The following is a 15,198-nucleotide window of genomic DNA, read 5'->3' on the forward strand; positions in this document are numbered from 1 at the left end:
CTATTTTTCAGGGCTTTAGCGAGAAGTTTATTCGACTTCGACTATAAAAACTTTTCCAAATTTTTTGAGTTGTTCGAGTTCCCAAGGTGGCTGTTTAACAAAAACGTTTTTCACTCCAAGTTTCGAATAATCGTTTGGGTTATAGGTCCAACCGGAGTAATCCGAATCGGAAAAACTATCGTAGCGGGGAGATTGACCAAGGGTTGTTATTTCTTGTTTTACTTTGATTTTTTTGAAGAACGAATCTTCTTTTTCCTTAGTTTTGCCAATATACGTTTGCATTTCATGTAAGACTTTTTGAATTTCTTCTTCCCTTTGTCTTTTGGGTAAGCCCTTAAATGAAGCCTCAATATCTGAGGTATCAAACTCCTGACTGCTTAAGCCTCCGTGAAAACCGATAATTGCTTTGTTTGATATATATTTGTTTTTGCCTGCGGTAAATACATAGTTTGCACAAGAGGAAAGGCAATAGTCGTTGACTTCAATATCTATTTTATTTGCAAAAACCCATTCACCTAAGGCCATTCCCAGCTCCACATCACCGCCGTCACTTGAGATCACAAGAGTGGTTGGTTTTACTGCCGCATCAGCATAGATTTCCACAACAGCGTCGTTTGCTTCGGAGGTTAATGTACCGGTGTAGTGAATCGAGTCACCCACAAGTGTAACGTTGGTTGTTTCTGCGCTGTAAACGGGCGCTCCCGGCAGCAATAGAAAAGGGAGAACCATTTTTGTTAACTTAACACACATAAATTTACCTGATTAATGAACCGCATTAATAGACATGTTTATCTGCGTCTGGTTCCTTATGTGTAGGGCTTTTATAAAAATGCTAGCTGTCGAGTTAACAACAAACTTTAGATCATGCTATGTGTGCCACAGCCTTGTGTTAATGCAAATCGATAGTCCGTCGTTGGCGTAAACACCATTGTTAAATCAACCGGAAGAAAGACGACATCTGCTGCTAAAGAGAGCGGGATGTCGATGAAAGTCAAAGGGTAAAAGACATAGTCGACCACCGAGTCGTTTCTAAAAGCGCAAGGTTGGGACGCGACTGCCAGTGTTGTTCCTGAAAACGGCGCTCCATACCCTCCCACAAGGTGAGTATCCAAAGAAGAACAACCCATCATTGAAGTGGTAAGCGTAAGAAGTAATGCAGTTCGTAGTTTCTTAAAGTTATTGTTTTTCATTTTCATTTAAATATTTTATAAACATAAACGTTGAAATTGAATCTATAGCCCAAAAGAATGAATTGCGAGTAGATATTCTTTTTTGTGTTCAATAATATGCGCTACGCAACAAGATTTAGAGTGTTTAGGTACATAGTGGCGTTTAAGAGAGAGGGAAATGAAAGGTTTCGCTCTTAGATTGTCATCGTTCTCCACAGACCTCCCTAGAAATGTGTAATGTGGCAATTTAATCAACGATTGACGTCGCGATACCACTTACGTTCCAACTTAATTTAGGAATAACTATGTTTACTGATTTTTTCATACAGAAAAATAGAAAAGCGGGAGAAAAACATGTTCCTAACTCGTTCCCTAAACATAAGTTAGTCCTCAACTTAGTAGTCGGCGTCTTTCTGGTGGTGTATGGCGCTTATGGCATCTATTCCGGCGAGTTATATGTGTTTTTAGGAAGGCGTACAGAGGTAACGCTACACGGTGATGCCATATACATCGCTTTTGCTGCCTTTATACTTGGCTGTATTTACTGTTTGGTAGAAATCATCGACCATTTCGATAAGCGAGATAACGAAGAAATCTACATACGCATTAGGGCAGGTTGCCAAGCATTTGGACTGTTGATTTTTGGTTTTGCATTGATACAAAACAGCGTTATGGCAGGCGCTTAGGCAACATTACTCGTTGTAGCAGGATGCTTTTCTATCGGTATTAAATACATAGCAAAGTATTGCGGCGTTATGCAGTAATTAAAAAGGGGATTAGATTGGATAAAGCAGTAAGAGTAGGTGTCGCGGCAGTGATTGTGCGCGAAGGACGAGTGCTACTTGGTGAACGTATTGGCTCACACGGGGCTCATACTTGGGCTACACCCGGAGGACACCTTGAATGGGGTGAATCTATTGAAGATTGTGCTAAGCGCGAAACACTCGAAGAAACCGGCTTAGTTGTTGGGTCTTTTAAGAAGTTGAGCTTCACGAATGATGTTTTCGAGAAAGAGGGTAAGCACTATGTCACTTTGTTTGTTGCTGCTTCATGTGAGGTTGGAGAGCCTCAGGTCGCTGAACCGGAGAAGTGTAAGCAATGGAAATGGTTTGACTTAGACAAGCTTCCGGAACCTCTATTTTTGCCTTTAGAGAATTTGCTAAAAGCACAAACCGAACTAGATGTGCTTTTCCAAGCTAGCGCTGAATAGAGAGCCGTAGCGTTGCCCCTTTGGTAAAAGCTGGTTTAGTTTTGAGCTCTAGACCAGCTTTGATACTAATCCCTAAGTCACCTCAAGGTGCAGGGATATAATGACTAGTGGTTAATTTTATCGCGCTATATCCACTCTTGTTCTTCAACCGATACGGTAATATCGCTTTTCAGCTCACCAGTATGCGCCGTTGTGGATGGCTCAATCATCATGAAGTGAGTGTCTGGCTCAGCGACAGGGCAGTGCTCGACACCTTTCGGTACAACAAACATTTCACCCGGCTTTAGTACCACTTCTTGCTCTGGTAATTTCAGCGTCAGTTCACCCTTAAAGACGATAAATAGTTCATCTTCGTTGTCATGTTTATGCCAAACTAATTCGCCAGAGCCTTTTGCGATTTTAACTAGCTGACCGTTCGACTCAGCTAATATTTTGGGTGTCCACTGCTCTGAAAAAAGCCCAAATTTCTCATTAATGTTGATCTTCTTCATTGATGATAACTCCTTGAATTTTTGGGATTGAAACGCTTTTTATCTCCTTCGACGTTATGTCGCTACTGACCGTATGTAAAGAGAAACATTGTTCACACGTAATAGATGACCGTTAAGGTTGATATTTGAAGCGATACAGGGTGTAAGGCGCCTTTGCATTACCGAGACCTTGACTGAATGCTGGGTGCTGATGAAGCTGGTCTTGGGTGACATAAATGTAATCGCCGCTGACTGCCATACTGTCCGGCCAAGATAGCTTTTTGTCTTGAATAAGTGTCTGATATTTCCCTTTGGTTACCAAACCAACACCACTATGTTCGAGATCGGTCGCTAAAATGCCACCCCCTGGCGCATACGCAATGCCATCGCTGGGTCTTTTTGGTCCATATACTTCGATTTTATTCTGCAGCTTACTATCTGTGTTATATGCATTTTCTAGGGCTGAAGTCGGAACTCGATAGATTTTTGTGCCAGTAAATGCGCCAAAGTAGAGCCATTCGTTATTGTCATCAATAGCGATTGGGTTTAACCCAAAACGTAAGTGGTTCGTGGCACCTTGTTCTGTTTTCGATGCCAATAGAGAAGCTTCGATGACTATATCTCTGTCTTCTGGCATAAGCTGGGGCGCATTTTCTAATACACGTGTCGACTGACCCGTTTTTAAATCTACCACGACAATAGCGGGTTTCGTTGCACCAATGAAGTTGCCAAAGGTCATGTCAGCGATGTAGATCTTCGCGTGCTTTTCATCGATGGCAAAATCTTGCAGGAACGAGTTGTCTCTTAGCGCAGATGAGTTAATTGTAATTTGGTTGCTCAACTTATTTTTAGACGTGTCCCACGAGACCAATTGTGCTGGTGAGGTTTCGCTGCCCATATCGAGCATCCAGACCGTACCTTTGCTGTCGGAGTGAACGCCAATAACCGCACTTAAGCCTACATCGCCGACCTCTGGTCCGTCTGACCAGTCCATGGTTGGGAAGGGTCTTTTAGTACCATTCGCCATCACTTCGACGACTCGATATTTGGGATTGTCCAAAGGGTGCATGCTTACGATCAAGCGACCTTCGGGTGTTACGGTGACACCTGCGCCGCGGTAGTCGTTAAATTGTGTCACGGCTTCAAGAGAACCGATTTCCGCAGCGTAAGTTGAATAGGATGCCACCGCTGAAATTGCGGCAGCAGCAGTGAAGAGGCTGGTAGTTAAAAGATGCTTTTTCATTTTATTTCCATTTTGAAATGAACAGTTTGATGTATGGATTTTGGCGACTCGAATGAGATGTTGAGCGTCTCATTCAGTGCGTATTGAAATCCTAGCCTCGGAATAGTCCATTAAAAACAGTTCTGTATTTGATTTATTTTCTAATAATTTTTGATAATCCGTGAGTGCAAAGCTCAAAGCTCAAAGCTCAAAGCTCAAAGCTCCAACGTGACTATTTTATTGAATCTAATTAGCAAGAGATAAGTTGTGGTGATGAAGTGATGTAAAGCGTCTGATTTTGTGAATAATTATTATCTTTTGAAGAGAGATATTGTAGTGAATAGTGGTTGTTAATAAAAAGTTTCACAGCAAACAAGCAGGCACAACAATGTTCATTAATAACAATACTAAAATTACACTTCTTATCAGTACCAGTATCATCGGCTATGCCGTTACTCAACCTGCGTTCGCCGCGAACGTGCCAGACGGAGTAAAGCTGGCTAAAAAGCAGGAGTTTGTTCGAGGTAATGGCACCGAAGTCGCGACCATTGATCCACAAAAGTCCGAGGGCGTTCCAGAATCTAATGTGATTCGCGATTTACTGGAAGGCTTAGTAACGCAAGATGCCGATGGTAAAACCATCCCTGGCGTTGCGGAGTCTTGGGAAACAACGGACAATCGCACCTTCGTTTTTCATTTACGACACAACGCAGAATGGTCTAATGGTGACCCGGTTACTGCGCAAGATTTTGTTTATAGCTTCCGTCGAGTCGTAGACCCAAAAACTGCGTCACCTTACGCTTGGTATCTTTCTTCGACCAAAATGAAAAACGCGCAAGACATCATAGAAGGCAAGAAAGACATCAGTCAGTTAGGTGTCCAAGCGCTTGATGACTATACCCTTAAGGTCGAGCTCGATGCTGAAGTACCATACTTTGTTAAGATGCTCGCTCATACCACCATGATGCCAGTCCATAAAGCAACGGTAGAGAAGTGGGGAGATAAGTGGACCAAGCCGGAACACTTTGTGGGGAATGGTGCATATGTGCCAGACCGATGGGTGGTCAACGAGCGTCTCGTGCTTAAGCGAAATCCAAAGTATTGGGATGATGTACACACCGTCATTAACAAAGTGACTTATCTGCCTATTGAAGATCAGGTGTCAGAAATGAACCGCTTCTTGTCAGGTGAGATTCAAATGACCAACGAAGTGCCAAACGAACACTTCCGTCGACTTCAAAAAGAGTACCCTGAGGACTTGTCGATAAAAGGCAATCTATGTAGCTACTACTATCAGTTCAATACTCAACGTGCACCGTTTGATGATGTTCGAGTACGTAAAGCGCTGTCTTATGCGATTGACCGAGACATTATTACCAAAGCCATCCTCGGGCAGGGACAAAAGCCTGCGTACTTCCTGACGCCAGAAATCACGGCCGGATTTTCCCCTCAGTTGCCTGAATACGGCAAACTCACTCAAAAGCAGCGTAATGAAAAAGCAAAAGCACTGCTTAAAGAGGCGGGCTATGACAAACAACATCCTCTAGATATTAATCTGCTGTACAACACATCAGAAAACCACAAGAAACTCGCCGTTGCCATTTCATCAATGTGGAAGAAAACACTGGGCGTGACAGTTCACTTAGAAAACCAAGAGTGGAAATCTTATTTAGCCAGTCGTGATGAAGGGAGCTTTGATGTTACGCGCGCCGCGTGGTGTGGGGATTACAACGAAGCATCAACCTTCCTGACTTTGATGATCGGCTCTAACGTCAATGGTGGAGTTCACTATAAGAGCAAAGCGTACGATGACATCATAGAAAAAGCGTTGAACTCGACCTCAGAAGAAGAGCGAACCAAGCTTTACTACGCGGCAGAAACTCAGATGGCGAAAGACATGCCATTAGCGCCTATCTATCAGTACGTGACGACTCGTTTAGTTTCTCCACTTCTCGGTGGTTATCCGAAAGGCAACGCTGAGGATAAGATCTACACCAAAGATCTGTACATCAAAGCGAAATAAGCGCTAGATAAGAGTTTGAGTTTCGTGAGATTTGCGAAACTCAAACTCTCTTTTTTGGACGGGGGAAATCGGCAAGGGTGGCTAAGCTGAGAAAACCAGCTTAAGCGCGAACTCGACGAAACATGCTATCTAGAGATAACGCCCCTTGATTGTGCAGAAACAAGAATGGGTACAATGCCATTGCCCAGAAGAAAGGAAATTCCCATCCGCCGCCCGGCAGTGCCCACGTATATCCTGTGAAGAAGTGACCCGAGAAGAGCTCCGCTGCAATTAAATACGCAATTGCCCACAAAACGCCGATGCGTGTAAACAATCCCCAGCCAATCAATAGCGCCACGGAAATTTCCGTTATACCACCTACGTAGATCATTAAGTCAGTGAACCAAGGACCGACCGTATCAAAGCCAGCAACCTGCCCAAAGTAACCTCGCATTCCATTGTGTATCTGGGTTCCTGCAAACAGTTTTTCCGTCCCGTGGGTTAAGAAGTTCAATCCGAGAAATAGGCGTATACAGGTAAGGGCAAATTCGTTTGGGCTTTCTTTGTATATCTCTTTCGCAATGCCGATGAACTGAACAAGCAACGGGATCAACGATAAGGCGGTTAACCACCCAACCAATGAAATGTCATTTTGATCACCGATACGAATGATGATTATGGTTGGAGCAATGGTCATCAAAAATGACAGTCTGTTGCGATTTCTCAGAGCGAAAACAAGGATAGGTGTCAATACGCCAAAGCATAGAAGAGATGTGGTTAGCCACACATCATTGTAGGTATTGAGTTTAAACACGATCGCTGCCAGTGACGCTAAAGACGTTATTTGTAACCCGACCCACGTGTTGTTTTTATTGTTCATTGATAGTTTCTCCATCTCGTGACCAGTAAGAGCAGTCATCCTGTCCTCATCAGGTTTATGAATTTGTAGTGAGTGTCTGAACAATAAAATACGCCTTATTAACTCTCTGATAATTAGGGAATAAGTGAAATCATTCTTTGGCTGAGATGAACAATACACAGACAAAGCGAGTGACAGCTGCAAGACAGCGAGTAATTAAGGTGGAAGAGAGGAGAGGCAGAACGTGAAGCCGATGTTAATAAGTATCCTTCAATTCAACACGTTGTCGACTATTGATAAAAAATGACTTTTATTACTTAATTTCGGTAAACAGGGAATCAATGACAATGCTCTGAACCCTGCATCTTGAAGTCACTTGAGCATATGTCATTCATATATTCAATTAGATTCTGTGCTTAACTATATTTATGTATTATGTGTCAATGGGGTAAATATATTTTCCTGCAATTAATGTTTGAACCTGATCGCATAACTATCTGATATCTATTATCTTGTGAGATCAAACTGTGCTTTTATGAATCAATTGGAGAAGATATAACGAATTGTCTTCTCGTGTCTTTATTTCCTCATGAAAAGACTAAGCAAAAAAGATGTAAAGTGTCTCTTTTTGCTGTTTTTCTGCGGCTTAATCGTAATATAAAACGAGAACAGTTTATGAAGCGTCAGTATATTCTTGTTGGTTTGTCAGTAATATTGTCAGGCTGTGCATCACAACAATTGATGGTTCCAACCGCGAGTAAAGTCATCATTGTTGGTGATACTTTGGTTTATGATGGTGTCATTTCTGGCGGTGATGTTTTAAAAGCAATTCGGTTAGTAAAATCTAGCGATAAGAAGATTAAAAAGCTCAGAATTACCAGTCCTGGAGGCGAGATTGATACCGGTATCGAGTTTGGGTACTTTGTAAAAGAAAATAATCTTGATGTGGAAGTCAGCCGTCTATGTTTTTCAGCATGCGCAAACTATGTCTTAACGGCTGCCAATAGTATTACCATTAAAAAGGATGCTTTGATAGGGTGGCACGGTGGTGCGTTACAATCTGATGAACTGTGGAAACAAACCATTCCAAACGGTTATTGGAATCAATATGAAGGTTACCTCAACCATCTGAGGGTCAAAGAAAAGGCGTACTTTAATTACATCAATGTCGACCCATATATCACGGTTTATGGTCAGATAAGAGACAGAAGTTGCCAAAAAAACAAGCTCACAGAAGGTTGGTACTACTCACTCAACGACCTTAAACAAATGGGAGTGAAGAACGTTGACCTACAAGGCGGAAAGCTAATGAACAGTGTTGAGTACGAAAACTCAGACATCACGTCCTGTTTGATGCCGGACGTTTACATTAACAAAAATGGCTCCTAGCTCTAGCTCTAGCTCCTAGCCGTTAGTCCTTTCGATACCACGTCTCTTAAATCAATATTCATCTAAACATCATCAAGATGAAGGCTTGCCACGGTAAGCCTTCATTTTTGTTGTTGCTAGGATAACGACTAGCCTTCGTATCAGTTAGAAAGATAGTGCTTTTTGTATAATCGCTTTGAAGTGCCAGAGAACTTTATGTGCTCTGTTTTTCTTGTTGCATAATCAAGAATAATATTGGGATGCACACTTACGTGAAAATATTCGGGAATATTGATCGCTCGATAATAAATATCATCCCGATATTTATTTTCTTCTATCAAACCACAATCGATTAGCTTGTTGAGCATGCTAAATGCAGAGAATATATCGATCCTCGTTAGTAATGATATTTCCTTTGCTGTTTTTCCTTGCTCGGGGAAATCAAGCATCCGACACATAATAAGGTCTTGCAGCATTCTTGTTGCAATCGCATTAAGCTCTTCTTTACTTAGTTTTTCCATGGCTATCAGGCACCTTTTGATGAAAAGTTGAACTTGATGTTTTTATGGAAACATATTGTTACATTTGTGTCAATAAGCCATTCTCTATGTTTTATTTACCATAGATATAACACTGATTGGATTTTGCTTTATTTATTTTTATTGAACTAAATTTCACTTGCTATTATTTGAATCTTAGTTTTTGCATATCGACAAATTCATTGTTGATATTATTGTTTTTAGTGGTCTTTTTTGAAATCAACATTTGAATACGCTTTGTTTTTAATGGGGATAGTGATTGCTAATTTAGAGAACATTGGCTGAGTTAAAGAGGTTTTCGTGCGTGTAAAAAGAATAAAAACCATAGAAATTAAATCATGCATTAAATCTGCGCTTTTCTTTGAACGCGCTTAGAAACGCAAACTCGATGATCCGGTGTAATGCTTCTGTCTACTAAACAAATGGTATGAGTATGATAGTAAGTAAGATATCTGATGAGCTAATTACGGAAAAAGCAAAACTAGAGTGGCTAGCGTATTGGCGCCACTTTAGCACCGTTAAGCATCGCCTTTGCTGCGAAGCCAACTGTACCGCAGAGCATGATTATGGTGTTCTGGTTAGAAAAGACGGGGAAGAACGTAAGGTTTTCGTGGTGCCCTTATGCAAGGCGCACAGTGATAATCTTGAACGATTGGAAGTCTCCGACGGCACAGAAATTATCTCCGCGGATCTGACCTTGTGATTTACGTTGTTGCTTCAACGACGTTTAGGGAACGCTTTGAATCGTAGGGTTTCAAAGCGTTCTTCCTAAGCAAGGGGGGAGGTTACATTTTCTTTTGATAAACCCTTTCAGGGCGACCAACTTTACCATGTTGAATCACAGCAAGTAGAAACCCTTTTGCGGCTAAAAACTCAAGATAACGTCTTGCTGTTGTTTTGCTGATGCCGACTTCATTGCCTAGAGACTCCGCCGTGTAAATAATTTCGCCATCATCAAAGGCATTCGTGACTTTATCGAGCGTGAGCTCATCGATCCCCTTGGGTAAGGCTTGCATGTGTGATGATTTGGATTGAAAGTTAAACAGCTCGTCGACGTGGCGTTGATTGATGTTGTCATTTGCTTTTAACGAACTGGTGTACTTCAGATAGCGCTCTAAAGAATCGGTTAAGCGATCATAAGAGATTGGTTTTAGCAGATAGTCGAATACGCCACACCTTACGCCTTCTCTTACTGTTTCCATGTCATTGGCGGCGGTGATAAAAATAACATCTGGTGACTGCTTGGCAGCGGTTATGTCTTTCAATAAATCGATACCTTTGCCGTCAGGCAAGTAGTTATCCAATAAGACCAGTTTTGGCTTCAGTAACTGAATCATCTTTCTGGCTTCAGCGATACTTTTTGCAATTCCGATAGGTCTGAAACGTTGTGTTTGCTGAAGATAGTAAGAATGAAAGTCCGCGATATTGGATTCATCTTCTACTATCAAAACGTCATAAATTTCCATCTTTCAAACTCTCGTTAGGAATAAATAAAGAAAAGATTGTTCCGGTTGGTTCGGCATCGTCGACGAGGATTGCACCGCCAGCGTTATTGACAAGCTGGTGGACCAAATACAAGCCAATACCGTGTCCCGGTTGCGATTTGCTGGTGATCCCTTTATCAAATAGGGATTCTGCGATTTCATCGGGTATTCCAGTGCCATTGTCAGCAACCTCGACCACCAATTCCGTTTCGTTGGCGTCAGAAATTAGTATCGAGATGCATTTGTTGCTGTCAGGGTTTTTCAACGTTGCTTCATAAGCATTGTCGAGTAGGTTACCTATGATGGCGGCTAACTCATCATCAGTAAGTTTGGTTGGTGTACCGCTCAGGTGGCAGTACGGATCAAAATGGAGAGCGAGACCAAGTTCTTTTGCTCGGCTGTATTTGCCTAATAACAGACCCGCAATCACTTTGGAGTTGAACGTACGAGAAATGAAATCAATCAGCTTTTGATGTGTTTCTGTTTCTTGCCTTATAGCACTGAGCGCCTCTTCGTACGCGCCAATTTGAATCAGCCCACTCACTGTAGAAAGCTTATTTGCGTATTCGTGGCTCAATACTCGTAAATTGTCGGTTTGCTGCTGAACTTGGTTAAGTTGCGATGTGAGCGTGCTTAAATCATTGCGCGGTCTGAAGCTGATGACCCAGCCAGAGTGTTGATTTTCTTCCCAAATCTTTACACGAGTCGCGACCAAGGTTTCGCCATTACAGGTAATCACTTGATGCTGTCTCTGTGACTCCTCCGAGTCTTCTCCCATCTTTGCTCCCAAGAAAAAGTCAGCAGGGGTGACGTATTCGTTCACCATTCGACCTTGGAGGTGGGAAAGATTACGCGCAATTCCCAGAATCTTAAGTCCCCTCTGGTTTGCCGACAAGATACGACCTTGTTTGTCGACTGCAATAATGCCCTCGTAAACCGCTTCAAACACCGAGTTTTGCACGCGGAGGGAGAGGGCGATCTCTTCTGGTTCCATGCCATACATCTGGCTTTTTATATGACGGGAGAAGAACCAAGCGCCCAAAGATGAGCAAACTAGAATGATCAATAAGGCAAAGAAAAACGGTGTGGAGTAGAGGAGCAGTAAATTACTAACGGTATCCAGTAAGTAGCCTACTGAAACAACACCAATGATCTCGCCAGTTGAGGAAATAATGGGGGATTTCCCACGTATCGCAAAACCTAAGCTACCTTCTCGTATTGAGTAGTAGTGCAATCCTTGTTGAAGGGCGCGTATGTTGTCTCCACCTTGCATCGGGTAGCCAACTTTTCTGATGTCTGGATGCGCTAAGCGAATGCCCTTACTATCGCCGACGACGATGAAGTTGGCATCGGAAATCCCTTGTAGGCGCTTAATTTGTTTTTGTACCCGCGCTGTATCTCGTAAAGAGACCGCTTCGATCAGTTGAGGGTCGCTGGCAATTTCACGAGCTTGTATGACTGCGCGCGCACTGACCTGGTGGTTTAACGTATCAGAAAGGATGTGGTGGAAATAGCCACCGATAAGGAGTAATTGAAACGAAACAACCACAAAAAGCAGCGCCCATACACGCTGTCTAAAAGAGAGGTTACGACAGAGGTAGTCGTGAAATGTTTGGTCTGGCATGAATGGTAAGCTTCTTATTGATTGAAGGGTAAATTATCAAATGAAACAAGGAAGAGACCTGATCGAGATCTATTGAAGATAGTCAATCGAGCCTCGTTCCTTGTGTAACTGTCTAACCGATCACATATTTGATCATCACGCCTGCTGCAACCGCCGAGCCAATAACGCCGGCTACGTTTGGTCCCATCGCGTGCATCAGTAAGAAATTCTGCGCATTCGCTTCTAGACCCACTTTGTTTGACACCCTTGCTGCCATCGGAACCGCAGAGACACCCGCAGAGCCAATCAGTGGATTCACTTTTTCATTCGCGAAACGGTTCATCAGTTTTGCCATCAATACACCTGCCATTGTGCCAATACAAAACGCGACGATCCCAAGTGCGAGAATACCGATGGTTTGCGGTTGTAAGAATTTATCGGCAACCAACTTGGAACCCACAGAAAGACCCAAAAAGATGGTGACGACGTTGATCAACGCGTTTTGAGCAGTATCCGATAAACGTTCAACTACGCCACATTCTCGCATTAAGTTACCAAAGCAGAACATACCTAGTAGCGGTGTCGCCGAAGGAAGCAACATGGCAATCAGAATCAACAGGAGCAAAGGGAAGCAAATCTTTTCTAACTTGCTTACTTTACGCAATTGCTGCATCGTGATTTGGCGTTCTGATTCTGTGGTCAGCGCACGCATGATTGGCGGCTGAATCAAAGGTACAAGTGCCATATAAGAGTAAGCTGCTACAGCGATAGCACCCAGTAACTCTGGTGCGAGCAAGCTAGATACGTAAATCGCCGTTGGACCATCTGCGCCACCAATGATGCCCACAGCAGCGGCTTGCGCGACACTGAAATCCATCAAACCCATAGAGCTCAAACCCAGAGCGCCGAGCACAGTTGCGAAGATACCAAACTGAGCTGCCGCACCAAGAAGCAAGGTTTTAGGGTTGGCTAACAATGGACCAAAGTCCGTCATTGCGCCTACGCCCATGAATATCACCAAAGGACCAGCGCCAGATGCAATTGCAATGCTGTAAAATAGGTACAGCATGCCATCTGAGTATTGATACTCTTCTGCGAGTAAGTGGATATTGGCAAGTTGAGTTGGTGTCGCCGTTGCAAGTGCCGTTTTTACTTCGGCTGCGGAGTCCGTCGTAATGTTCAACACAGAGCCAAACGCTGATATTACCTCAGGTTTCGCAGCATGGAGCGCGTTTTCTACCGCAGACAAGGCTAAGCCTGCATCAGGTAGGTTAGCAAGAATCCCACCAAAACCGATTGGCACCAACAACAAAGGCTCGAACTGTTTAACAATGGCGAGATAAAGCAGAATCAAGCCAACAATAAGCATGATGGCTTGTCCCCATTCGAGGTGGAACAAACCAAAGTCATTCACTAACGCTAAGACATTTTCCATGTGACTAATGCCTCGTTATGCCAGTTGAAGTAAAGGTTCGCCTACATCTACTGCATCGCCCTCAGACACATCAATGCTGGCGACTTTTCCGGAACGTGGTGCGCGAACTTCTGTTTCCATCTTCATCGCTTCAAGAATCAGCAGCACATCGCCTTCTTCAACTTCATCACCAGGCTTGGTGTGGATCTTCCAAATGTTACCCGCAAGTGGGGCGTTCATTGGCTCGGCATCTTGAGCGGTTGTCACTGGTTTTGATGGCGCGGATTGCGGCTCTGACACGGCTTGAATATCGCCACCTGCGTCAACCTGAACGACATAACTTTGGTTGTTGACGGTAATGGTGTAAACACCGCTTTCTGAGGTAGCATTCATGGTTTGTTTCTCTGGTTTGGTGTTATTTTTTGTTTGTGCTGTTGCTCTTGCTGCTTCATTGCAAGGTGCGGGTTCAAAGGCGTCTGGGTTGTTGCGGTTTTCTAGGAACTTCCAACCCACTTGTGGGAAAAGCGCGATAGTAAGTACATCATCAATGGCGCTGCCGGAGAGCGGAATGTTTTGCGCTTTTGCTTGAGTGGTCACTTCTGTGGTCAGGTGCTCCAGTTCTGGCTCCAACTTATCGGCAGGGCGGCAAGTAATTGGTTCTGAACCTTCCAACACACGCTGTTGCAGTTCCGTGTCGACAGAGGCAGGCGTTTTGCCGTACTCGCCTCTCAAGACCCCCGCGGTTTCTTTGGTAATGGTCTTGTAGCGCTCACCCATAAGGACATTGATGACAGACTGTGTGCCGACGATTTGCGACGTTGGCGTGACAAGCGGCAGATATCCCAGCTCTTTTCTGACTTTCGGGATCTCTTCTAACACGGCATCAAGCTTGTCTGCGGCGTTTTGCTGTTTCAACTGACTTTCCATGTTGGTCAACATTCCACCAGGGACTTGCGCCACGATAATGCGAGAGTCTGAGCCTTTTAACTGACCTTCAAAAGCGGCGTATTTTTTACGTACTTCTCTAAAGTATGCAGCGACAGCTTCCAGCGCTGAAATATCCAAACCTGTGTCGTATTCTGTGTTTTGAAGCGATGCAACCAGAGATTCTGTTGCTGGGTGACCGTAAGTGCCGCTCATGGAAGAAATCGCAGTGTCCACACGATCAACACCAGCTTCAATGGCTTTCATTAACGTCATATCAGCCATGCCAGCGGTCGAGTGGCAATGCAGATGAAGGTCAACATCCACTTGCTGTTTTAATGTTGAAACCAGCTCACTGGCTAAGGTTGGTGTCAGGATGCCCGCCATGTCTTTGATTGCGATCGAATCAACGCCCAGTTCACTCAATTGTTGCGCGATGTCGACCCAGGTTTGTAGGTTATGAACTGGGCTAGTGGTGTAGCAGAGTGTACCTTGAGCGTGTGCGCCTTGTTTTTTCACCGCAGCAATCGCTTGTTGCATGTTCCGTGGGTCGTTCATCGCATCAAATACACGGAATACATCCATGCCGTTTACCACAGAGCGCTCAATGAACTTATCAACGACGTCGTCAGCGTAATGGCGATAACCCAATAGATTTTGACCTCGAAGCAGCATTTGCAACGGAGTTTTTGGCATCGCTTTTTTGAGTTCTCGCAGTCTTTCCCAAGGATCTTCCCCTAGAAAACGAATGCAACTATCAAACGTAGCGCCACCCCAACACTCAAGTGACCAATAGCCGATGTCATCCAACTGTTGGGCGATTGGCAGCATATCGTCGATGCGTAAACGGGTGGCAAATAATGACTGGTGGGCATCACGTAATACAACGTCAGTGATGCCAATGCGTTTAGTAGACTCAGACATTCGAATTCCT

Annotated in this window: 15 protein-coding genes; 5 read left to right on the forward strand and 10 right to left on the reverse strand. The window is 43.8% G+C overall.

What is annotated here, in order from left to right:
- Positions 1–27: 27 nt before the first annotated feature.
- Both OH459_RS07765 and OH459_RS07770 read right to left on the reverse strand, forming a co-directional pair.
- Positions 28–750, reverse strand: coding sequence for a peptidase (locus tag OH459_RS07765; RefSeq protein ID WP_029791032.1), 723 nt, complete (start codon positions 748–750; stop codon positions 28–30).
- A 107-nt stretch (positions 751–857) separates the two neighbouring features.
- On the reverse strand, positions 858–1,196 hold the full coding sequence (locus OH459_RS07770) for a YceK/YidQ family lipoprotein (protein ID WP_269986289.1): 339 nt from the start codon (positions 1,194–1,196) through the stop codon (positions 858–860).
- 278 nt (positions 1,197–1,474) lie between these two features.
- Here OH459_RS07770 and OH459_RS07775 point away from each other — a divergent pair, with 278 nt between their 5' ends.
- A complete protein-coding gene (locus OH459_RS07775; RefSeq protein ID WP_017190266.1) occupies positions 1,475–1,855 on the forward strand; it encodes a hypothetical protein in 381 nt (126 codons plus the stop codon).
- Positions 1,856–1,950: 95 nt separating this feature from the next.
- A complete protein-coding gene (locus OH459_RS07780; RefSeq protein ID WP_005445461.1) occupies positions 1,951–2,379 on the forward strand; it encodes a nucleotide triphosphate diphosphatase NUDT15 in 429 nt (142 codons plus the stop codon).
- Positions 2,380–2,504: 125 nt separating this feature from the next.
- On the opposite strand, the gene OH459_RS07785 is transcribed toward OH459_RS07780, so the two are convergent.
- Positions 2,505–2,870, reverse strand: coding sequence for a cupin domain-containing protein (locus OH459_RS07785; protein ID WP_005445460.1), 366 nt, complete (start codon positions 2,868–2,870; stop codon positions 2,505–2,507).
- Between the two features lie 112 nt (positions 2,871–2,982).
- The gene (locus OH459_RS07790) at positions 2,983–4,092 is read right to left on the reverse strand and encodes an L-dopachrome tautomerase-related protein (protein ID WP_269986290.1); all 1,110 of its coding nucleotides are present in this window, start codon (positions 4,090–4,092) and stop codon (positions 2,983–2,985) included.
- 367 nt (positions 4,093–4,459) lie between these two features.
- On the opposite strand from OH459_RS07790, the gene OH459_RS07795 reads away from it, so the two are divergent.
- On the forward strand, positions 4,460–6,094 hold the full coding sequence (locus OH459_RS07795; protein WP_269986291.1) for an ABC transporter substrate-binding protein: 1,635 nt from the start codon (positions 4,460–4,462) through the stop codon (positions 6,092–6,094).
- Positions 6,095–6,194: 100 nt separating this feature from the next.
- Here the strand turns inward: OH459_RS07795 and OH459_RS07800 are convergent, their stop codons facing one another.
- A complete protein-coding gene (locus OH459_RS07800; RefSeq protein WP_269986292.1) occupies positions 6,195–6,992 on the reverse strand; it encodes a DoxX family protein in 798 nt (265 codons plus the stop codon).
- A 615-nt stretch (positions 6,993–7,607) separates the two neighbouring features.
- On the opposite strand from OH459_RS07800, the gene OH459_RS07805 reads away from it, so the two are divergent.
- Positions 7,608–8,321 carry a hypothetical protein gene (locus tag OH459_RS07805; protein WP_017818054.1) on the forward strand — a complete coding sequence of 238 codons (714 nt, stop codon included), beginning with the start codon at positions 7,608–7,610 and terminating at the stop codon, positions 8,319–8,321.
- A gap of 140 nt (positions 8,322–8,461) precedes the next feature.
- Here OH459_RS07805 and OH459_RS07810 read toward each other — a convergent pair whose 3' ends face one another.
- Positions 8,462–8,821 (reverse strand): hypothetical protein, encoded by a 360-nt coding sequence (locus OH459_RS07810; protein ID WP_269986294.1) that lies wholly within the window; start codon positions 8,819–8,821, stop codon positions 8,462–8,464.
- A 451-nt stretch (positions 8,822–9,272) separates the two neighbouring features.
- On the opposite strand from OH459_RS07810, the gene OH459_RS07815 reads away from it, so the two are divergent.
- Positions 9,273–9,542, forward strand: coding sequence for a hypothetical protein (locus tag OH459_RS07815; protein WP_005445453.1), 270 nt, complete (start codon positions 9,273–9,275; stop codon positions 9,540–9,542).
- Positions 9,543–9,624: 82 nt separating this feature from the next.
- On the opposite strand, the gene OH459_RS07820 is transcribed toward OH459_RS07815, so the two are convergent.
- The 4 genes from OH459_RS07820 to oadA all read right to left on the reverse strand — a co-directional run bounded on the left by OH459_RS07820 (position 9,625) and on the right by oadA (position 15,188).
- Positions 9,625–10,305, reverse strand: coding sequence for a response regulator (locus tag OH459_RS07820; RefSeq protein ID WP_005445452.1), 681 nt, complete (start codon positions 10,303–10,305; stop codon positions 9,625–9,627).
- Complete coding sequence (locus tag OH459_RS07825) at positions 10,292–11,947, reverse strand: ATP-binding protein (RefSeq protein WP_269986296.1); 1,656 nt, start codon at positions 11,945–11,947, stop codon at positions 10,292–10,294. The genes OH459_RS07820 and OH459_RS07825 overlap by 14 nt, the downstream gene beginning before the upstream one ends.
- Before the next feature lie 112 nt (positions 11,948–12,059).
- Positions 12,060–13,361, reverse strand: coding sequence for a sodium ion-translocating decarboxylase subunit beta (locus OH459_RS07830; protein WP_269986297.1), 1,302 nt, complete (start codon positions 13,359–13,361; stop codon positions 12,060–12,062).
- 15 nt (positions 13,362–13,376) lie between these two features.
- Positions 13,377–15,188, reverse strand: a complete 1,812-nt coding sequence (gene oadA / locus OH459_RS07835; protein ID WP_269986298.1) for a sodium-extruding oxaloacetate decarboxylase subunit alpha — start codon at positions 15,186–15,188, stop codon at positions 13,377–13,379.
- Positions 15,189–15,198: the final 10 nt, after the last annotated feature.

The organism is Vibrio sp. MM46 (assembly GCF_027587135.1).
In the GTDB taxonomy this organism is placed as follows: domain Bacteria; phylum Pseudomonadota; class Gammaproteobacteria; order Enterobacterales; family Vibrionaceae; genus Vibrio; species Vibrio harveyi.